Origin of the sequence: Cesiribacter sp. SM1 (genome assembly GCF_020178975.1) — a bacterium.
Classification (GTDB): domain Bacteria; phylum Bacteroidota; class Bacteroidia; order Cytophagales; family Cyclobacteriaceae; genus Cesiribacter.
On the sequence record NZ_JAHXBU010000039.1, the window covers coordinates 17,534 to 37,282 of the forward strand.

General features: G+C 49.9%; 15 protein-coding genes. 6 read left to right on the top strand and 9 right to left on the bottom strand.

All coding sequences use genetic code 11. From position 1 onward, the window contains the following. The first annotated feature begins 17 nt into the window (after positions 1-17). From KWJ01_RS04665 to KWJ01_RS04675, 3 genes are all read left to right on the top strand, one after another. Entirely contained in the window at positions 18-1,172 is a 1,155-nt protein-coding gene (locus KWJ01_RS04665; protein ID WP_224995262.1) for an efflux RND transporter periplasmic adaptor subunit, read from the top strand. Between the two features lie 28 nt (positions 1,173-1,200). Beyond that, positions 1,201-4,404, top strand: a complete 3,204-nt coding sequence (locus KWJ01_RS04670; protein WP_224995263.1) for an efflux RND transporter permease subunit — start codon at positions 1,201-1,203, stop codon at positions 4,402-4,404. A 108-nt stretch (positions 4,405-4,512) separates the two neighbouring features. Next, entirely contained in the window at positions 4,513-4,974 is a 462-nt protein-coding gene (locus tag KWJ01_RS04675) for a hypothetical protein (protein ID WP_224995264.1), read from the top strand. A gap of 203 nt (positions 4,975-5,177) precedes the next feature. On the opposite strand, the gene KWJ01_RS04680 is transcribed toward KWJ01_RS04675, so the two are convergent. From KWJ01_RS04680 to KWJ01_RS04720, 9 genes are all read right to left on the bottom strand, one after another. Continuing rightward, entirely contained in the window at positions 5,178-5,744 is a 567-nt protein-coding gene (locus KWJ01_RS04680) for a transposase (protein WP_224995265.1), read from the bottom strand. A gap of 215 nt (positions 5,745-5,959) precedes the next feature. Next, positions 5,960-9,046 (bottom strand): efflux RND transporter permease subunit, encoded by a 3,087-nt coding sequence (locus KWJ01_RS04685; RefSeq protein ID WP_224995266.1) that lies wholly within the window; start codon positions 9,044-9,046, stop codon positions 5,960-5,962. Between the two features lie 8 nt (positions 9,047-9,054). Next, entirely contained in the window at positions 9,055-10,113 is a 1,059-nt protein-coding gene (locus tag KWJ01_RS04690; RefSeq protein ID WP_224995267.1) for an efflux RND transporter periplasmic adaptor subunit, read from the bottom strand. 11 nt (positions 10,114-10,124) lie between these two features. Further along, positions 10,125-11,519 (bottom strand): TolC family protein, encoded by a 1,395-nt coding sequence (locus KWJ01_RS04695; protein ID WP_224995268.1) that lies wholly within the window; start codon positions 11,517-11,519, stop codon positions 10,125-10,127. Positions 11,520-11,650: 131 nt separating this feature from the next. Beyond that, complete coding sequence (locus KWJ01_RS04700; protein WP_224995269.1) at positions 11,651-12,262, bottom strand: TetR/AcrR family transcriptional regulator; 612 nt, start codon at positions 12,260-12,262, stop codon at positions 11,651-11,653. A 416-nt stretch (positions 12,263-12,678) separates the two neighbouring features. Then, entirely contained in the window at positions 12,679-13,308 is a 630-nt protein-coding gene (locus KWJ01_RS04705; RefSeq protein ID WP_224995270.1) for a hypothetical protein, read from the bottom strand. A 98-nt stretch (positions 13,309-13,406) separates the two neighbouring features. Beyond that, entirely contained in the window at positions 13,407-14,195 is a 789-nt protein-coding gene (locus tag KWJ01_RS04710; protein WP_224995271.1) for an ABC transporter permease, read from the bottom strand. Positions 14,196-14,200: 5 nt separating this feature from the next. After that, the gene (locus KWJ01_RS04715; protein ID WP_224995272.1) at positions 14,201-15,100 is read right to left on the bottom strand and encodes an ABC transporter ATP-binding protein; all 900 of its coding nucleotides are present in this window, start codon (positions 15,098-15,100) and stop codon (positions 14,201-14,203) included. Between the two features lie 142 nt (positions 15,101-15,242). Beyond that, positions 15,243-15,833 carry a TetR/AcrR family transcriptional regulator gene (locus KWJ01_RS04720; RefSeq protein WP_224995273.1) on the bottom strand — a complete coding sequence of 197 codons (591 nt, stop codon included), beginning with the start codon at positions 15,831-15,833 and terminating at the stop codon, positions 15,243-15,245. A gap of 380 nt (positions 15,834-16,213) precedes the next feature. Between KWJ01_RS04720 and KWJ01_RS04725 the strand changes: the two genes are divergently transcribed. From KWJ01_RS04725 to glgX, 3 genes are all read left to right on the top strand, one after another. Continuing rightward, positions 16,214-16,870 carry a DUF2238 domain-containing protein gene (locus KWJ01_RS04725; RefSeq protein ID WP_224995274.1) on the top strand — a complete coding sequence of 219 codons (657 nt, stop codon included), beginning with the start codon at positions 16,214-16,216 and terminating at the stop codon, positions 16,868-16,870. Positions 16,871-16,921: 51 nt separating this feature from the next. Beyond that, the gene (locus KWJ01_RS04730; protein WP_224995275.1) at positions 16,922-17,470 is read left to right on the top strand and encodes an RNA 2'-phosphotransferase; all 549 of its coding nucleotides are present in this window, start codon (positions 16,922-16,924) and stop codon (positions 17,468-17,470) included. 148 nt (positions 17,471-17,618) lie between these two features. Then, on the top strand, positions 17,619-19,745 hold the full coding sequence (gene glgX / locus KWJ01_RS04735; protein ID WP_224995276.1) for a glycogen debranching protein GlgX: 2,127 nt from the start codon (positions 17,619-17,621) through the stop codon (positions 19,743-19,745). Positions 19,746-19,749 lie beyond the last annotated feature (4 nt).

Sequence of the window (19,749 nt, forward strand, 5' to 3'; positions counted from 1 at the left end):
AAAGCAATAACCTAAACATGAAGCATAACCTAACATGGCTGTTTACAGCCATTGTATGTTCCGCAGCACTAAGCTCCTGCGGAAATAACGAAGGAGGAGCACAGCAGGGCCCGCCGGCACCCGCAGCCGTACAAGTAAGTACCTATACCGTACAGCCGGAAGCTGTAACCGGCACCGACTCCTATCCCGGCACAGTAGTACCCCTGAACGAGGTAGAACTGCGCCCGCAGGTGGCAGGCTATATTACCAATATTTATGTGCAGGATGGCCAAACGGTTAAGCGTGGCCAGAAGCTTTACGAAATTGACCAGAGTAAATACCAGGCTGCCCAGCAGCAGGCGCAGGCTAACCTGCAAAGTGCCCGGGCTAACCTGGAAAAAGTAAGGAAAGACCTGGAGCGCTACGAAAGACTCGCAGAGCAGGATGCAATTGCCCAGCAAAGGGTAGATTATGCCCGCACCGATCTGGCCACGGCACAGGCACAGGTAGCTACCGCACAGGCACAGGTAAGAAGCGTTTCCACAGACCTGGGTTACTCCGTGATCAATGCTCCTTTCGATGGTGTGATTGGCATTTCGCAGGTACGCGTTGGCACCCAGGTTTCTCCCGGGCAGCCCCTGCTGAATACCATCTCTACGGTAAATCCCATGGCAGTTGATTTTGTAATAAACGAACAGGAGATCCCGCGCTTTAACAGCTACCTGCAAAATCCACAACAGCAGCCAGACTCTCTGTTTACCATTACACTCAGTGGTGGTATCGATTACCCCTACCCGGGTAAAATGAGTGCCATTGATCGTGCCGTTGGCCGCCAGACTGGTACCATCACTGTGCGCGTTCAGTTCCCTAACCCGGAGCAGCAGCTTATTCCGGGCATGACGGTAAGTGTTCAGGTACTCAACCAGGACATTGGCCGCCAGCTGGTTATTCCGTTCAAGGCAGTAAGCGAGCAGCTGGGCGAGTTCTATGTGTACAAGATTCAGGGCGATTCCGTAGTACAGCAGAATGTAGACCTGGGTACCCGCTTTGGCCGCAACATAGTGATTCGCGAAGGACTGCAGGCAGGCGATAACATTGTAACAGAAGGCATACAACGCCTGCGCCAGGGTGCCAAAGTACAAACAGGCCAGCCACAGGCAGCGGCACAGCAGCAACCTTCAGCACGACAATAATTCTTAAGAAAGACTCTCTGTAAAGAACATGATATCAGATGTATTTATAAGACGGCCGGTTACCTCCATGGTAATCTCGATCGTAATTGTGCTGGTGGGCCTCTTGGCCATGATGAACCTGCCGGTTACGCAGTATCCGGATATTTCGCCGCCGGTGGTATCTGTATCGGCTAACTATACCGGTGCCGATGCGCAAACAGTAGAGCAGTCGGTGGCTACCCCGGTTGAGACCCAGATCAATGGTACGCCGGGCATGGCCTACATTACCTCTACCAACACCAGCACCGGCCAGATGAACATGAGTGTTACCTTTGAGGTAGGCACCGACATTGAAATTGCCACACTCGATGTTCAAAACCGCGCCAGTATTGCAGAGCCCAGCCTGCCAGAGGAGGTAAGGCGCCTGGGCGTAACCGTACGGAAAAGGAACCCGAGTATCATGATGGTAATCGGTATTTACTCTCCAAACGGCACCCACGATACCAAGTACCTCGACAACTATACCAACATCTTTGTGCGTGATGCGCTGCTTCGCGTGCAGGGCGTGGGTGATATCAATGCCCTGGGGCAGGACTTCAGTATGCGTATCTGGCTTAAGCCCGACAGGCTGGCGCAGTACGGCATAAGTGCCGCCGAAATTACAGGGGCTATTCAGGAGCAAAACCTGCAGGTAGCCGCCGGTACGGTAGGCGCTACACCCCAAAGCCCTGATCAGACGTTTCAGTACCCCATTACGGTAACCGGACGCCTGCAAACGCAGGATCAGTTTGGAGACATCATTGTACGGACAAACCCTGCGGATGGCTCTATTGTGTACCTGCGCGATGTGGCCAGGATTGAGTTTGGACAGTTCGACTACGGCCGCTCCTCTACCATCAACGGTAATCCTTCAGCCATTCTGCTCCTGTACCAGGCACCAGGCTCTAACGCACTGGAAACTGCAGAAGGCGTGTATGCCGCGCTGGAAGAAATGAAGAGGGGATTCCCGGCCGATGTGGATTACATTGTTTCCTTCGAAACCGTTTCGGTGGTGCAGGTATCTATCAACGAGGTGGTGCAAACGCTTATAGAAGCGCTTGTACTGGTAATCCTGGTGGTATTCCTGTTCCTGCAAAGCTGGCGGGCAACGCTGGTGCCTATCCTGGCCATTCCGGTATCCATTATCGGTACCTTTATCTTCTTTATTCCGCTTGGCTTTACCATTAACACGCTTACCCTGTTCGGTTTTGTACTGGCCATTGGTATTGTGGTGGATGACGCCATTGTGGTGGTAGAAGCCGTGCAGCACTATATAGATCATGAAGGGTTGTCGGCCAAAGAAGCTACCCGCAAGGCCATGAAGGATATAACCGCACCGGTAATTGCCATTGCCCTTATTCTGGCTGCGGTATTTATCCCGGTAGGTTTCATCCCGGGCATTGTAGGCCGTTTGTACCAGCAGTTCGCCATCACCATTGCTATTTCAGTACTTATTTCTGCCTTTGTGGCCCTTACACTTACGCCAGCCCTTTGCTCGCTGATGTTAAAGCCTATGAAGGTGGATAAAAACTCCAAAGGACTGAATAAGTTCTTCTATAAGTTCAATGGCTGGTTTGGCAGAACCACACAGTCATACTCGCGTGGCGTACGCAAAAGCATCAGCGCCACACCGCTTGTACTGGTGCTGCTGGCCTGTATCTATGCCGGTACGGTTGGCCTTTTTGCAACCAAGCCAACAGGTTTTATTCCTACCGAAGACGAAGGCCGTATGTTTGTTGCCGCCGAGCTGCCAGAAGGTGCCTCTGCCACCAGAACCCGCGCCTTACTGGCAGAAATGGGCCAGATTCTGGCCGATCATCCGGCTGTGAGGACCTATACCGCTATTGGAGGGCTTAATGCCATTAACTTCTCCTTTAAATCAAACAGTGGTACTATTTTCCTTCAGCTAAAGCCATGGAGTGAGCGCAAGGACCCGGAACTGCAGCTACAGGGCGTAATGGCCTCCCTCAATCAGCGTTTTGCGGCCATCAAAGAAGCCAATATTCGCGTAGTGGCACCGCCGGCCATTCCGGGTCTGGGGCAGTCGGGTGGTTTCAGCTTTATGCTGGAGCAGCGTGCCTCCGGCGATATCCGGGAGCTGGAGCAGGTAATGGGGCAGTTTTTGGGTGCGGCCAACCAACGGCCTGAGATTGCCATGGCTTACAGCTTCTTTAACACCCGCACTCCTGGTTACCACCTGGAGGTAGACCGTGAAAAAGCAAAAAGGCTGGGTGTTGCCGTTTCCGATGTTTATGCCACCATGGCCACCTATATGGGTAGCCGTTATGTAAACGACTTTACGCGCTACGGCCGTAACTTTAGGGTAGTGGCCCAGGCCGATACCTCCTACCGGATGGATATTGAAAGCCTGCGCCAGTACTATGTCATGAACAGGCAAGGCGAATCGGTTCCCCTTAGTGCGCTGGTAACACACAGGGTGGTAGAAAACCCTGCGGTGATATCGCACTACAACCTGTTCCGCGCAGTAGAGATCATGGGTGCCGCTGCACCAGGCTATAGTAGCGGCCAGGCACTGCAGGCGCTGCAGGAGGTTGCAACACAGGTGCTACCTGCCGGTTATGGCTACGACTTCTCCGGCCTGAGCCGCGAAGAATTGTCAGCAGGTAACAGCACCATCTATATTTTCTCGCTGTCGATTATCCTGGTACTGCTGCTGTTAGCTGCATTGTATGAAAGCTGGTCGGTGCCGTTCTCCATCCTGTTTGCCATTCCGCTGGGTATGTTCGGTGCCATTCTGGCGCTTACCTTCCTGCCCAGGCTGGATAATAACGTATACGCCCAGATTGGTATGATCACCCTGATTGGTTTGGCCGCCAAAAACGCCATCCTGATCGTGGAGTTTGCCAAAGAGCGTGTTGATCGCGGCATGGAGCTGATCGAAGCAACCATTGAAGCCGTAATCCTGCGCTTGCGCCCTATTATCATGACCTCGCTGGCATTCATCCTGGGTGTAGTACCGCTGGTACTTGCTTCAGGTGCAGGTGCTGTATCGCGGCAGACCATTGGCTGGGTAGTAATTGGTGGTATGCTTGCCGCTACGTTTCTGGCCATCTTTATAGTACCGGTGCTGTTTGTGGTGATTACCCGCCTGGCCTACGGCAAAAAAGGGCTGGCAGAACTGCAGGCAAAAGGCAGTAGAGGACCTGATGCAGACGAAGGCGGCGATCCTTACTATGTAAACGAGCACAGATAGTAGTGTACCGAACACAACTGTTTGTTTTTAACAAATCAATCAGACCTGGCTTTTATAGCCAGGTCTTTTAATAGCTAGTGGTTGTATTATCCAGCCATTCACATCAGCATGAAAAAGAACCTTATCAACATCATCAGGGGGCTGGCCCTTTACCAGATCTTTGGCGGCATCTTAGGCATCGGTTTAGCCATACGTATTATTCAGCAGCTGCAGCACCTCAATGCCCTTAGCTACCCGCTCATTTTCCTGACAGCTGCTTTCTATGTGTTTTCTATAGTTGCTGGTGCAGTTCTGCTACAGCACCCAAAGCGTGGCCTTACCTTATCGCTGGTAAACCAGGCCCTGCAGGTGCTTAGCATTGCTGTTAGCAGCTTTGCCTACAATTATGTGGCAGGTTTCAAGCTTGGCTTAGGCATCGATTTTGTACCTGCCTGGCAATTCAATTTAAACCTCTCCCTCTCCTCCTTTCAGCTAATCCTGAACGAAGCAACAGGCAGAGTGTTCATCGGCATCAATTTCCTGGCACTGGTGCTGGTATATGTGATAGAAAGGTTAAGGGAGGAGATTTAGGCGGTAGGGGTTAGATGATTTGTAAGGGCCCCTTTTACCAACATGTCTTTATGAAATAAAGACGTGTTGTCGGAATCGGCTACGGATTTAAATTATTGCGGAAGATTTCCAGAGCATAATAACCTTAGTTGAAAATAATAAGGGCCGCTGCCTCCTTCTACCACGTCGTTATGCTATAACGACGCTACAGCAGGGGACCACCTTTAGAGGTGAAATTTATCATCTGCCCATTTTGCTGGATTTGAGACAATATAATTCTCAATCTTTTCCAGTTCCTGCTGATTTCTGATTATATGGTCGTGAAATCTGGATTGCCAGGAAAAATCCTTTACACCAACCTCTTTTACCCTGATAGTACAGGATCTTTTATAAGATCCTACAATACGTGAAATAGAACCTGCTTTAGAGGATAGATCTGCCATGTAATGATTTTTCTCACCAGCGGCCTCTGTCGTAGCGTCGTTATAGCATAACGACGTGGCAGAAGTAGGCAGCGGCCCCACCCTCTCTAGTTCCAGTATCCCATGCACATGGTTAGGCATCACAACAAATTCACCTAGTAATACCTCAGGGTGGTAGTGAGGTATTTGTAACCAGCAATCCCGAACAATCACCCCTGCATCAGATAAAATCATTTCACCAGAACGTACCTCTCCGAAAAATGGCCATCGGTCTTTGGTACAGATGGTAATGAAATACAATCCTTCTGATCCATAATCATAGCCCTGCAATCTACGCGGATTTCGGCTATACTTGTCGTACCTACCCATAACAACCAAATGCCTTACAGCAAAGATTGTTCACTACTGCCTTCTGTAAATACACCGCTTCCGTAGCGAGGTTATAGTATAACGACGTGGTGGAGGGTAGCATCAACTTGATAAATCTCTGACAACAAAATCAGAAAACCACTACCTCCACCTCACAAAAAAAGCCCAATCCCAATCAGGAGAGGGCTTTCTATGTACATACAAAAGGAAAAATATCAGGCCAGTGCAGGTACCAGTTCTTGAGCAGACTTTTCCTCTTGCTGCTCTACCATGGGTGGGATTAGTTTGTACACCACCGGCGTTACAATACGGGAGAGCAGCGTGGAGCTGATGAGGCCGCCAATCAGCACAATGGCCAGGGGCGAGATGAGTGGGTTGCTGGAAATAGCAATCGGGATCAGGCCGCCAATGGCTGTCATGGAGGTAAGGATAATGGGCAGGAAGCGCACCTCGCCGGCTTCGCGGATGGCCTCTTCCAGACCTCTACCCTCCTGCCGCAGCTGGTTGGTAAAATCTACCAGCAGAATGGAATTCTTTACCTCTATGCCCGCCAGGGCTATCAGCCCGATAATGGCAACAAACGAGAGGGTGTTGCCGGTGATCCACAGGGCCAATACGGCACCCACAATGCCCAGGGGAATTACCGACAGCACAATAAGCGTGCTTTTAAAGGTTTTGAACTCCAGCACCAGCACGGCAATAAACAAAAACACCGTTACCAGCACCACGCTGCCAAAGCCGCCGAAAGACTCCTGCCGCGACTCAATCTCACCACCCATGCTGTAGCCGTAGCCTTCCGGCAGCGGCATGGCATCCATTTGGTCTATCACGTTATCCAGCACATTGTCGAGCAGAAAATCTTTCTGCACAAAAGCCGATACGGTTACCATGCGGTTTTTATCCTGGTGATCGATGGTGACCGGCGAGGACTCCAGCTTCAGGTCTGCAATTTGTCTGATGGGAATGGCAGTGCCCTGCTGGTTGTTTACAAACAGGTGATCAAAAGCCGAAAGCGTTGCCCGCTCCTCTTTCGGAGTGGTAATCAGCACGGTGCGGTCTTCACCATCTGCATCAGAATAAGTACCCATGGGAATGCCTGCAACAGCCAGCCTTACGGTACGGGCCACCTCTGCCGAATTTACACCCAGCATGCGTGCTTTTTCCTTGTTGATGTCCACCTTCAGGTCAGATTTGAGGTTGGTTACCGGGTTTTTCACATACATGGTGCCGGGGGTGTTCTTGAGCATTTGTTCTACCCGGGCGGCCTGGTTGCGCAACGTATCCAGGTTGTTGCCCAGCAGGCGCACTTCTATGGGAGCGGTCATGGGCGGACCCTGCTCAAAGTTTTTCACCTCTATGCGGGCTCCGGTGTAGTTGTTAAGCTTCTGGCGCAGGGCTTCGGTAATCTCCAGTTTGCGGGGTAGTGATACATCCTCCTGCAGCTGCACAAAAATCTGGGCAAAGTCAGTACGTTCGTTTTCCTGAATTACATTGTAGTAAATGCGTGGGTTACCCTTGCCTACATTGGTGGCATAGTACTTTACCTCCGGAATCTTTGCCAGCTCTTTTTCTACTTCTTTTGCCACCTCGTTGGTGTAAACCAGATTGGTTTGCAGCGGTGTTACCACATCTACCAGGAACTGCGGCTTCTCTGAAGTAGGGAAAAGGCTGAAGCCAATCACAGGAAACAGCATGAGCGACCCACCAAATACAGCAGCTGCAATCAGCACTGTTAGCACCGGCCGCCTAAGGGCACGATCCAGGATCGGAGCGTAGCTACCCTGGATCAGCCGCTGCATGGCACGCAGAAACATATTGCCCTCCGGGTGACCAGCATGCTCTTTGAGGATGCGGCTGGAGAGGAACGGAATAATGGTAAGCGACACCAGCATGGAAGCAAACACGGCACTGATCACCGCCATGGGCAGGCTGCGGATAAAATCGCCGGCACCCTCGGGCATAAACACCAGTGGCATAAATGCAATGATAAGCGTAGCGGTGCAGCCTACCACAGCCAGGCCAATTTGCTTGGTAGCCAGGATGGCAGCATCCAATCGGCTGTGCCCTTCACGCAACCAGCGTTCTATGTTTTCCACTACCACAATGCTGTCGTCTACCAGCAGACCCAGGGCCACCACAAGCCCTACAATGCTTAGCTGGTTAAGGTTAAACCCCATTACATTCAGCATCACCAGGCCTATGGCCAGCGAGAGTGGAATGGAGATCATCACAATCAGCGCAGCCCTGCCGCCCAGGGGCAGCAGCGTAATGGACACCAGTAAAATAGCAATAACAAAGTCGATACCCAGGCTGCCCAGGCGGCGGTTTACATTTTCGGCCTGATCGAAATTCTGCACCAGCTCAATATTGCCCGGCAGCGTTTTGGCAAAGTCCTCCAACACCGGCTTATACTGCTCCTGTACCTGCGAGATGTTGTTGCCAGACTTCTGCGCAGCTGTTACAAACACTGCCCGGTGTCCGTTGAGGCGCGTAATGTGCTTATCCTCCTCATGGTCGTAGTGCACATCGGCAACATCTTTCAGAAGTATGTTCTTGCCCGCTACAGAGTACACAATGGTGTTGGCGATCTGCTCCAGCGATTTGTAGTTGCCCCCGGTTTTAATATTGAATGATTTGCTGCCAGCCTCTACGCTACCGCCGGGAATGTTGGTCATTTCGCTTTGCACACTGCCCAGCACGGCATTCAGTGGTATGTGCAGGCTGGCCAGTTTTTCCAGGCGCAGGTCAACCCGCACTATTTCTTCGGGCAGGCCCCAAATCTCCACATCCTTCAGGGCCTGTACTTTCTCAAGCTCCTTTTGCAGGGCTTCGGCATACACCCTCATGCGCTGGCGGGAAGCGTTTTCAGAGATCAGCCCAAGCTGAATAATGTTTACATCAGCAGGTCTTACCTTGTTTACATCAATGCTGTAGATGTCTTTTGGCAGCTCCTGCCGCATGCTGTTTACCTCGCGGATCAGCTCCTGGTACTTCTCATCTACATTGCTTTCGTATTTATAGAATACCGAAATAACGGCTACCCCATCGTTAATGGTGCTTTTAACTTTTTTGATATCTTCCAGCTCGGTAATGCGCTTCTCCAGCGGATCTACCACCAGCTCTTCCATATCCTGCGGACTGGTGCCCGGGTAGATCACCACCACCGGGAACTGGGGTGCTTCCATTTCAGGATCCTCACTCCGCGACATGGTGAGCAGCGTAGTAAGCCCCAGCGCTACAATCATCAGGAAGATGACGAGCGTAAACTGGTAATTCTTAACGGCGTATTCTGATATTTTCATGACTGAGCTTATTTCGGAACTGTAATGGTAGAATTATCGGTAAGGTAGGCACTCCCTTTGGTGATGAGTGAGCCGCCCCCTTCCAGTCCGCTGCTGATGTACACCCGCTCATTATCGAGCGAGGCAATGGTTACGGGTACCTTTCTGGCCGTTTTGTTATCTTTAGTGATAAATACAAAACCTTTGTTGGCGTTGCCATCCAGCAGGGCCTCGTGGGGTATGCTCCATACTTTTGCTTTTCTGGAAGGGATAATGGTGGCTGTACCAAACAAGCCGGATGCCAGTGCACTACCTGCTGTTTCTTCTACCTGCAGCTCAATGGTAAAGGCACCAGTCTGGGGGTCTGCTCCCTCCGATTTGCGCACCACTCTCGCCTGCAGCGGCTTTTGGGGCGAGGCATCTGTTAAAATGCTGGCTTTATCGCCCAACTCCAGGCCTGCCCACTCCTTATCGCTCACACCCACTTTAAACACCCACTGTGCTTTGCCGGCGCCGTTAGTACGAAGCACTGCAGCACCAGCGCCTACCACCTGGCCATCGTTTACCCATTTCTTCAGCACATAACCATTGCTGCCAGCGCGTATTTCGGCAGAACCCTGGTTAAAACGTGCTGCAGTAAGCTGCTGCCGCGCAATAGAAAGAGCTGTTTGTGCATTCTGATACTGTTCCAGTGTTGCTACGCTGTCTTTGTAAAGGTTTTCTGCCCTGGCGAAGTCCCGCTCGGCTTTTTCAAGTCCTAACTCTGCCTGCTTCACGCCGGCATTTATTTCGGTAAGATCGAGGGTAGCCAGCAGTTGTCCCTTCTTCACAAAATCGCCTTCTTTTACCAGCACCCGGCTTACCACACCACCGGTTTTAAAGGAGAGGGTGGTTTCATCGTCGGTTGTAAACTGGCCCGAAACTACAATGGGTTGCACGATCTCCTCCTGCTGAATAGCTGTAACAGCAACAGGAATGGGTGCATTGGCAGCCGGAATAGGTGTGCTGCTCTCGGCACTGCCACAAGCCTGCAGGAGCACCACGGCTGCTGCAAATGCTAAAAGTTGTTTCATGGGGTGTATGGTCATGGCTAGAAATTTTAATGGTTGATTGGTTGTGCACTGGTTTCACGTTCGTATTGTGCCAGGGCACTTAATACTTTATAGGTAGTAAGGGTTAGCTGTAGCTGCGAGGTGGTAAGCTGGTTTCGGGCATCGATAAACTCAATAAGCGAATTAGTACCCTCTTTATAGCCCCGCTCCAGCAGCTTAAAATAGCCTTGGGCTGCCTGCAGGCGCTGTTGGGCTGCTGTGTAATTCCGGTAGGCTGTTGCCAGGTTGTTTTGCGCCACTGCTGCTGCCATCTGCATCTGCTGGCTGGCCTGTTCAAAGCTTAGCTGCGATGCTTTTACATCCAGCAGGGCCTGGCGTGTTTCGTAGCGGTTCCTGAAGCCACTGAACAGGGGCACATCCAGCGAAACGCCCAGGAGGTAATAGCGGGCCTGGCTGTTGTAATTCATGTTATCGGCCTGCGCGCCCAGGTCCAGGAAGGCATTCACCTTAGGCACCCAGTTTTGCTGCTTCATCTGCACAGCCGTCTGGTTAAGCCGCTCCCCGGCCTGTATTATCTGCAGCTCTTCCCGATGGGCAACTGTTGCTTCTGTCTGCGACAGCAGGAGGGGCACTGTTCCTACAGCTTCTTCAACATTTTGTACAACTTCAATGGCACTGGTCTGCGGCTTGTTAAGCAAAAAGTTAAAGTAGCGCTGTGCATTCTGAATATTACTCTCTGCCTCCTGCAGCTGTGCTTTTACACCCTCCAGCTCGCTTTGGGCCCGCAGTACTGCGGCTGGCAAACCCTTGCCATTGCGCAGCAGCGACTCGTTTACCTCCAGGTTTTGCTCCACCAGCGCCAGGGCACTCTGCCAGATCTTTACCGCCTCCAGTGCGCTTAGATAATTGTAGTAAGCCAGCTTAATATCCTTTACCAGCTCCCGCTCATAGGCTTTCACCTCCCACTCCTGCAGCAGTACTTTATCGTGCTGCAGGCGCCTGTTGTTGTAAAGGTCGGTATTCAGCAGCGGAACAGCCGTGCGCAGGTGGGCATCGTAGTAGTTTTGCGGAAAGAAGCTTTGCTTTACATTTTCGACCTGCGGAAAATTATTGGTTTCCGTGAGCTGGTTAAGGGTGCTGTATACGGGGTTTAGCATATCGCCAATGGGCAGATCGATGGCACGGCCGCCACTGCCATGGGTGTAACCGGCATTGAAAGAAACAGCTGGTATAAAGTAGCTGCCGGCAATTTTAAGCGCATGGGTAGCTTTTTCAAGCCCAATATGCTTTTGCTGCAGGGTAATGTTGCTCTGCAGGCCCTCCCTGATGTACTGCCGCAGGGGCTCTTCACGGGCAGCAGCAGTCTGGCTTTGGGCGATAAAGGTGATTGCGCTAAAAAAAAGCAACAGCAATCCCCTGATGAGTGCGGAAAAGGTACTCATATACATTGTATTTAAAATGAACAGTGTTTAGTAATAGGGTAAAAAAATAGCAGACCCATTTCTGCTGCATTCAGCAGATGCCTACCTACTGTAGGCAACAGATGCCTGCCTGCTTCGTGCTTAGTGAAGCACTAAATACAGTTTAACATTTGTACAAAAGTCTCGTACCCTAATATTTCAATGGTTTCACGTTTTTCATCACTGATCACGCGACAGCGGCCACGGATACTAAGGGTGGCCATTCCGTGCATGGTAGACCAGATCACATAAGCCATTTCCTCTGCATCGTGCCCTTTAAAATGCCCCTGCTGCACACACTCCTGTACCACATTCACCAGCACATTAAAGGCAGTTTGCCCTTCGTCCCAGCAGGCTTCTTCTTCCAGCACATTCATTGGCGCCCTGATTACGAACATCAGGTCATAATACTCCGGATTCTCCATGGCAAATTTCAGATAGAGTCTGCCCATCGCTTTCAGGCGCTCAAAAGGATCTGCCACCACCTGCAGTACACCAAACTGCTGCCGAAGCAGCTTAAAACCCTCCTGCTGCAGTGCATGAAAAATAGAATCCTTATCCTTATAATGCAGGTAAATGGTACCCGGGCTGTACTCTATACGGTCTGCAATATTGCGTATACTCGTCTGGGCGTAGCCTTTTTCAAAAAATATATCCTTAGCAGCCCTTAAAATGAGCTCCCGCAGTTCCTCCTTCTCCCGTTCTTTCCTGTCTTTGGTTCCCATATCCGAAGTATACAATGCAAACTTAATGAACAGTGTTCAGTAAATCAACATATTTATGAAAATTATATTTGATGGGTATTTTAATGTGCGTTATGGACCAAAGCTACTGATAACCTACTCGTTATCTTCTACAGCTAAATACAAGCCTTCATTCCCCTGTGGAGGGAGATCTGTTTGCCTTTACAGGTAAAATAACTGTTAGTGATTTATCTGACAGATCCCCGCCTGCGCGGGGATGATGATCAAGGAGCAATTGACGCTGATACTAAACCAATAATTCACGTTGTTTTAGTTAATACGGAGGCACTGATAAAACGGCACACTGCTTCAGCCCTACTTCATCCAGAACACTATCATAACAAAGTAGATGAAAGGCGCTGATGACTGGTAATTTCAGGTTCACTGGGTACCAGGGCTTAGAAAACAAATTCGTTCTGTAGAATCGAAAGAAAAGAATTTACCTTGGCGTACTCGCTCACTTCCAGTCCCAGCTGTGTATAATAATGCTGATGACCTTTGGGATTGGCATAGCTGATGCTTCGCTGCTCGTTAGGGGTGAGCAGTTCTATTGTGTAACTGTGGTCATCTTCCAGCAGAAATAACTCTTCGCCAGAGGCGAGTATCCTGGCGTTCAGCTCCTGCTGGCTGGGTAAATCAAGATATCCCTTTTCCACAATCTCTGTCCATTTATGGCTCCAGTCCTGCTGCAGCGGAGTCCGGAACTGCTCGCCATAAAAGTTGTAGCGTTCATCGTCTATGTAGTAGAAATCCCTTGTGGCAGCTCCCCAGCTGCCATCTTTAAACTTTTGCACCTGGATCAGCCGCTGGCTGCCATCGTTCCACTTAAAGCTCCAGATCCTTAACTCAAGCTCCAGCTTAGTAAAATCAGGTGCGGCTACCTTTAAAGAATCGCAAAGGGACTGGTATGCATTATGAAAAGGCTTTGTGTTGGCTGCTGAAGCGGCTTGCTGGGCAGAGGCCCCCAGCGCCAGCAGCAGGGGCATCAACAGACATAAAAGCCTGGTGCAAAGAAAATTGAAGACCATAGGAAAAATTCTGCCAGAAATTGCACTAGCAAAATTATAACAAATAATAGGAATATACAGACGCCCTGCCTCACATTTTATCGGCAGCAGCCTTTCTGCTATTTTGTGTGATCTGCATATTTCCAGTAAGATATGGCTGCAACATATCCTGCAACACTAACCAGGAGCAGCATTACGTAGCTTAATGCATCCAGTTGCTCCCTGTACTCCCCACCGGCACCGCTGAAAAGTCCGGGTACAGCCCAGGGAAAATAGTACCCCCAGCCGGTTGCAGCTATAATCTGGGAAAACACCAGCGCCAGGGCTACAAAACCCAAAGGTGCAAGGTACCCCCTGCCCCACATGGCAAAAAATGCAATGGGCGTACCCAGTAAAATAGTTAGTAGGGTGGTAACAAAATAAGCTTCCAGGCTTGCTGCAACAGAAAAGGTTTCAGCAACAGAAATCTGTAACACAGTGCCAATAATATAACCTAGCAGCAGGTTAGAAGCGACCAGGGCCAGGCACCAGGTGGCATATACTACAAATTTTGCATTAAGAATCCTGGTTCTGGAGGTAGGGAGGGCCAGGAGATCTTTTGTAGTACCTTCGGAATACTCCCTGCCAAAAACCCAGCTTGCTACAAACCCAAACACCAGCACCCCGCCAACACCAATTGCCTGGGTTAGTATGGCAAAATAAGAATTCCAGTCTGCAGAAAAATCCATCATTTGTACCTTTGCACTTAAGGTTCCTGCTTTTGCAAGTGCATCAGGGCTACGCATGATCAGCATAAAAATGCCTCCCATCAGTGGCGCAAGCGCAAAGGCAATAAACGTTACCCAAAAGATGGTGGAGTACCTGTTTTTAATCAGCTCGGCTTTTAATGCCGCTACCTGGCTTTTCATCTTGTTTATTCTCTAATGGTGCGTAAAAAATACATCTCCAGATCTTCGGTATACAAATACACCTGTTTTGGTGGAATGCCTTTTTCAGCCAGCAACTTTGTTAAATTTTCCGGGTATGCAACTGCCCGCTGATCTGCCACTGCTATGCTGTTGTTTTCATCCATAACTGCCCCATAACCCTCGCTGATCAAATATTTTATGGCACTGCTGTTATCTCCGGTATGTATCAGCACCTTCCTGATCAGCTGCTCACCCAGTTCTGAAATGCTTAGCTCACGAACCAGCCTGCCTGTGTGAATGATCCCTACCCTGCTGGCTATCTTTGCAATTTCCCCAAGAATGTGGCTCGATAAAAAGATTGTCGATCCCCTATCGGCAAGCTCCTTCAGCAGGCTTCGTACCTCTACAATTCCCTCGGGATCTAATCCATTAATGGGCTCATCCAGGATCAGCAGCCGGGGCTGGTGCATAAGCGCTTTTGCCAGGCCTAACCTTTGCTGATTTCCCAGTGAAAGATGCCCCGCTTTTACATCCTGGTAGCGGCCCAACTTAAGTTTCTCTATGATTTCAGGAATCAGCTTTGGGTTTTTCAGCTGCCTTAGCTGGTAATAGACTTTAAGGTTTTCGGTAACGGAAAGATTAGGATAGGAATAGGGCGTTTCCACCAGGTATCCTACCTCATTCCATAAATCAAACTTTGTATCCAGCCTTTTCCCAAACAGTGCAACACTGCCACTATCTGGCCTGATCATGCCCAGCAACATGCGGATGAGACTGGTTTTACCTGCACCATTCAGGCCAAGAAAACCATAGATATCTCCACTGTTTACCTGAAAGGAGATACTGTTAACTGCCTTCGTTACTCCGAAAGATTTGGTAAGCCCGTTTGTGCTAATTACTTCCACTGTACTTGATATTTAAGAATACTCGCCCCTCCCCTACACCTGTTGCCACTGGTTCTGCTGGCCCTGTAGCCGGCTTTAACGGCAGGCTGTTTTCACCACCCTGCTGCCGCCCCTGTTTTGGCAAAGGCTCAATATTGCTGTTTCAGAGCCTGCTTTTATCCTGATAGGTTTCTACCAGGTAATCAATCATGGCATCCAGCGGATAGTGTTCCGTCATGGCTACATAATCGGAGGTTATGCCATCAATAATGGCACTCAACTTAAAGGTCTCCAGCTCCGGATTACGGAACCCCAGCTTTGCCATCAGCTCGTTCATGCGCAGCACCCACTCCTGCATATCCTGAAACACCTTGTCCATGAGCTGCTTTTTATCGCTAAGCTGGCTGCCGAACCGCTTGTAGAACTTCCAGAAGGTAAGGTCCCTTTTCAGGGAATCCCTGACCAGGCAGAGAGCCTCTTTGATTACTTCTTTAGGATCGCCCTCTTTCCTGATGGTCTGGAACAAACCGGCCATTTTTTCCATGGCCAGGTATATGATCTGCTCCATCAGCTCTTCTTTGCTGGCGAAGTAGTTGTACAGCAGCCCCTTGGCTACACCTGCTTCCCGGGCTATTTTACTGATGCTGGTGGCCTCGTAGCCTTCTTCAGCAAAAAGCTTAAGGGCGGTGTTCAGCAGCTGTTCCCTGCGTTCCTGCCTTATTTCCTCGTTTTGCGCTACAGTTCTGGGCGACATCTCTTCTTAATTTTGTGGCAGCAGTCTTTTTTTTGGTTGACCGGTCAGTCATTATTAAAACAAAGGTATTTGCTCTGCACAGATTAGTCAAGTATGGAGAATGAATTATTTTTGAGTAGCCAGTAAAGCTCTGGAACACCAGAAGCACCGCGCTCTTACAGGTTCATAAATAGTTACTGAAGCGAGTTAAAAACGGCAGAAGGTAACCCCAGGGAGGTTATACCCTATACCTGTTTCCTGCGCCTGTGCTTATATGCATCCGGTGCAAAACCTAAAACCGGCCTCTATTGCTTTTAAAGCTGCTTTTCAGTAAGTTGTAGGTTAGAACAATAAACCGGCACTTTCCCTGTGACAATCCAATTGTTCTTTTTTCCAGCAACATGAAAAACCACCGGCTAAAAATCTTTCTGTTAAGCTTGTACATAGCTGCTTTTATCTGGTCTGTTGTTGAACCAAAGGACTTCTTTATTTGGCTGCTGGAAGTTGCACCTGCGCTGATCGGGCTTGCCGTGGTAATGCTTACCTACAAAAGCTTTCCCCTTACGCCTCTTGCCTGCATCCTTATTACGCTGCATGCCTGTATTCTTTTTATTGGTGGCCATTATACCCATGCCGAAGTACCCCTGTTCGACTGGATCCGCGATAATTTCTATGGTACCAGAAACAACTATGATAAGCTGGTCCATTTTGTACAGGGCCTGATGCCTGCCATTATTGCAAGGGAAATTTTTATACGCAAGGGGATAGTTGAAAACAGAAAATGGCTTTCATACTTTGTCATCACCACCTGCATGAGCCTCAGCGCAGGCTATGAGGTGCTGGAGTGGACGCTGGCTGCTATCACTGGCGCTGCGGCCGATGCGTTTTTAGGTACCCAGGGATATGCCTGGGATACGCAGTCAGATATGCTTTATACCACCATAGGTGCAGCGTTCGCGCTTTGGATGTTCTCTCCCCTACACGACAGGCAAATATTGTATCTTCAGGCGCAGCCGGGCATCTTGTACGTTTCCAAAAGGCTGAATGTAACTACCTGATCTGCCCTGCCGGGAGAACAAGGCTACTGTCCATGCGTTTAAACATTAACTATGGACAACAAACGCATCAGTAAATTTTTAAGCCTGGTACTGCGCCACAAGCCCGAGGCACTGGGCATTACGCTGGATCGTGCAGGATGGACCTCTGTTGATGAACTGTTAATGAAGATGCAGCAGCAGGGCATGCCCGTAGACCTGCCTAAGCTGCAGGAGGTTGTAGCCACCAATGATAAGCAGCGCTTTGCTTTCAATGCCGATAGCACCCTTATCAGGGCCAGCCAGGGACATTCCATAGCTGTTGAACTCGGGCTGCAGCCCCTTGCACCCCCGCCAGTATTATACCACGGAACAGCCACACAACATATAGCATCCATCTTAAAGGAAGGCTTGCAGGCGGGGTCCCGGCAATACGTACACCTTTCTGCTGATATAACTACAGCCAGAACAGTGGGGCAGCGGCACGGGCAGCCAGTTATTCTACAGGTAAATACTGCTTCAATGCATACAAGTGGCCATACCTTTTATCAGGCTGCCAATGGGGTGTGGTTAACTGCCAGCGTTCCACCTCTGTTTCTGGAGATTATCTCCCAAAACCGGTAACCTTTCCTATAAATTTTCGTGTATCTGCAACGATCTGTTACACATTTTTTTCAGAATCAAATTAACAGAAGACTCTCTCCTGCTTGTGCCTGCTTTAAAAAATAGAGGCCTTTAAAACATTACACCACTTTTACAGGGTTAAAAAAGAATGAATACTACAGTATATCCTGGCAACCCCTACCCCCTGGGTGCCACCTGGGATGGAAAGGGAGTTAATTTTGCACTATTTGCCGACAATGCAACCGGGGTTGACCTCTGTCTTTTCAACTCTACTGAAGATGATGTTGAGTCGATAAAAATACGCCTGACCGAGCGTACACACCAGATCTGGCATGCATACCTGCCGGAAGTCAAGCCCGGGCAATTGTACGGCTACCGTGTGTATGGACCGTATGAGCCGCACAACGGGCACAGGTTTAACCCGCACAAACTACTGGTAGATCCTTATGCCAAGGCTATAGCCGGCACCATTGAATGGCACGATGCCATGTTTGGTTATGAGATTGGAAACCCGGAAGAAGACCTGAATCCAAGCGAGGTAGACAGCGCTCCCTATGTACCCAAGTCGGTGGTGATTGATCATGCTTTTGACTGGGAGGGAGATACAATGCCGAAGATCCCCTATCACCAGACCATTATATACGAAACACATGTAAAGGGCTTTACCAAAATGCATCCTGATATTCCCGAAGAAATCAGGGGTACTTATGCAGGCCTGGCACACCCTGTTACCATTAACTACCTGAAGCAGCTGGGCATAACAGCCGTAGAGCTGCTGCCCATACACCATTTTATTACCGACAGGCACCTGAAGGAAAGAAATCTTACCAACTACTGGGGCTACAACACCATTGGATTTTTTGCACCAGACGTACGCTACTCCAGCAGCGGGGTATTGGGCGGCCAGGTAGTAGAGTTCAAAAATATGGTGAAAGAGCTGCACAAGGCTGGTATTGAAGTTATACTGGATGTGGTATATAACCACACCGGCGAAGGAAACCACCTGGGGCCCACCATTTCGTTCCGGGGTATCGATAACGCCTCTTATTACCGCCTCACAGAGGATAATCGCTATTACATGGACTATACCGGTACGGGCAATACCCTCAATGCCATGATGCCCAATGTACTGCGCCTGATCATGGACAGCCTTCGTTACTGGATTACCGAAATGCATGTAGATGGTTTCCGCTTTGACCTTGCCTCCGCCCTTGCCCGCGAGCTCCACGATGTAGACCGCCTCGGCTCTTTCTTCGATATTATTCACCAGGACCCGGTAATCTCGCAGGTTAAGCTCATTGCCGAGCCCTGGGATATTGGCGAAGGTGGTTACCAGGTAGGTAAGTTCCCTCCGGGCTGGGCCGAATGGAACGGCAAGTACCGCGATACCATGCGCGACTACTGGCGCGGCGAAGAAAGTATTCTGGGTGAGTTTGCAGAGCGCCTAACCGGTAGCTCCGACCTGTACCGGGATGATTACCGCAGCCCTACTGCCAGTATTAATTTTATTACCGCACACGATGGCTTTACACTGAACGACCTGGTGTCGTACAACGAAAAGCACAACATGGCCAACGGAGAAAATAACAACGATGGCGAGAGTCATAACCGTTCGTGGAACTGCGGCACTGAAGGCCCTACCGACGACCCAAAGATTGTGGATTGCAGGGAGCGGCAGAAACGTAATTTCCTCACTACCCTCTTCCTGTCGCAGGGGGTGCCTATGATGCTGGCCGGCGATGAAATAAGCCGCACCCAGGGGGGCAACAACAATGCCTACTGCCAGGACAATGAAATATCTTGGGTCAATTGGCACGAGGCCGATACTGAGCTGCTACAGTTCACACGTAAACTCATACACCTGCGCAAAAGCCATCCAACCTTTACCCGCCGCCGCTGGTTTCAGGGCCAGCCCATTAAGGGAATAGGGCTTGAGGATATTGCCTGGTTTGCCCCCAACGGTAAAGAAATGACAGATGAAAAGTGGAATCAGGACTTTGCAAAAGCGCTCGGTGTATTCATGAACGGACGTGGTATTCACTCCCGCGGAACCAGGGGTGAGCATATTATTGACGACAGCTTCTATGTTATCTTCAATGCACACCACGAGCCTGTTACCTTTAAGCTGCCGCCCAAAAAGTATGGTCAGCAGTGGAACAAAGTATTGGATACCAGCGAGAACCGGGTAGATGAAGAAAGTGACAGCTATTTAGCAGGTGAATCTGTAAAGATCAACGGCCGCTCTATTGTACTGCTGGAACATCCCATTTTTTAAGCTT

What these genes read in the sequence shown, in the direction of transcription:
- KWJ01_RS04675 (WP_224995264.1), top strand. Translation starts at nt 4,513, where the DNA reads ATGAAAAAGAACCTTATCAACATCATCAGGGGGCTGGCCCTTTACCAG.
- KWJ01_RS04680 (WP_224995265.1), bottom strand. Translation starts at nt 5,744, where the DNA reads ATGGGTAGGTACGACAAGTATAGCCGAAATCCGCGTAGATTGCAGGGC.
- KWJ01_RS04710 (WP_224995271.1), bottom strand. Translation starts at nt 14,195, where the DNA reads ATGAAAAGCCAGGTAGCGGCATTAAAAGCCGAGCTGATTAAAAACAGG.
- KWJ01_RS04700 (WP_224995269.1), bottom strand. Translation starts at nt 12,262, where the DNA reads ATGGGAACCAAAGACAGGAAAGAACGGGAGAAGGAGGAACTGCGGGAG.
- KWJ01_RS04725 (WP_224995274.1), top strand. Translation starts at nt 16,214, where the DNA reads ATGAAAAACCACCGGCTAAAAATCTTTCTGTTAAGCTTGTACATAGCT.
- KWJ01_RS04665 (WP_224995262.1), top strand. Translation starts at nt 18, where the DNA reads ATGAAGCATAACCTAACATGGCTGTTTACAGCCATTGTATGTTCCGCA.
- KWJ01_RS04685 (WP_224995266.1), bottom strand. Translation starts at nt 9,046, where the DNA reads ATGAAAATATCAGAATACGCCGTTAAGAATTACCAGTTTACGCTCGTC.
- KWJ01_RS04690 (WP_224995267.1), bottom strand. Translation starts at nt 10,113, where the DNA reads ATGACCATACACCCCATGAAACAACTTTTAGCATTTGCAGCAGCCGTG.
- KWJ01_RS04695 (WP_224995268.1), bottom strand. Translation starts at nt 11,519, where the DNA reads ATGAGTACCTTTTCCGCACTCATCAGGGGATTGCTGTTGCTTTTTTTT.
- KWJ01_RS04720 (WP_224995273.1), bottom strand. Translation starts at nt 15,833, where the DNA reads ATGTCGCCCAGAACTGTAGCGCAAAACGAGGAAATAAGGCAGGAACGC.
- KWJ01_RS04705 (WP_224995270.1), bottom strand. Translation starts at nt 13,308, where the DNA reads ATGGTCTTCAATTTTCTTTGCACCAGGCTTTTATGTCTGTTGATGCCC.
- glgX (WP_224995276.1), top strand. Translation starts at nt 17,619, where the DNA reads ATGAATACTACAGTATATCCTGGCAACCCCTACCCCCTGGGTGCCACC.
- KWJ01_RS04670 (WP_224995263.1), top strand. Translation starts at nt 1,201, where the DNA reads ATGATATCAGATGTATTTATAAGACGGCCGGTTACCTCCATGGTAATC.
- KWJ01_RS04730 (WP_224995275.1), top strand. Translation starts at nt 16,922, where the DNA reads ATGGACAACAAACGCATCAGTAAATTTTTAAGCCTGGTACTGCGCCAC.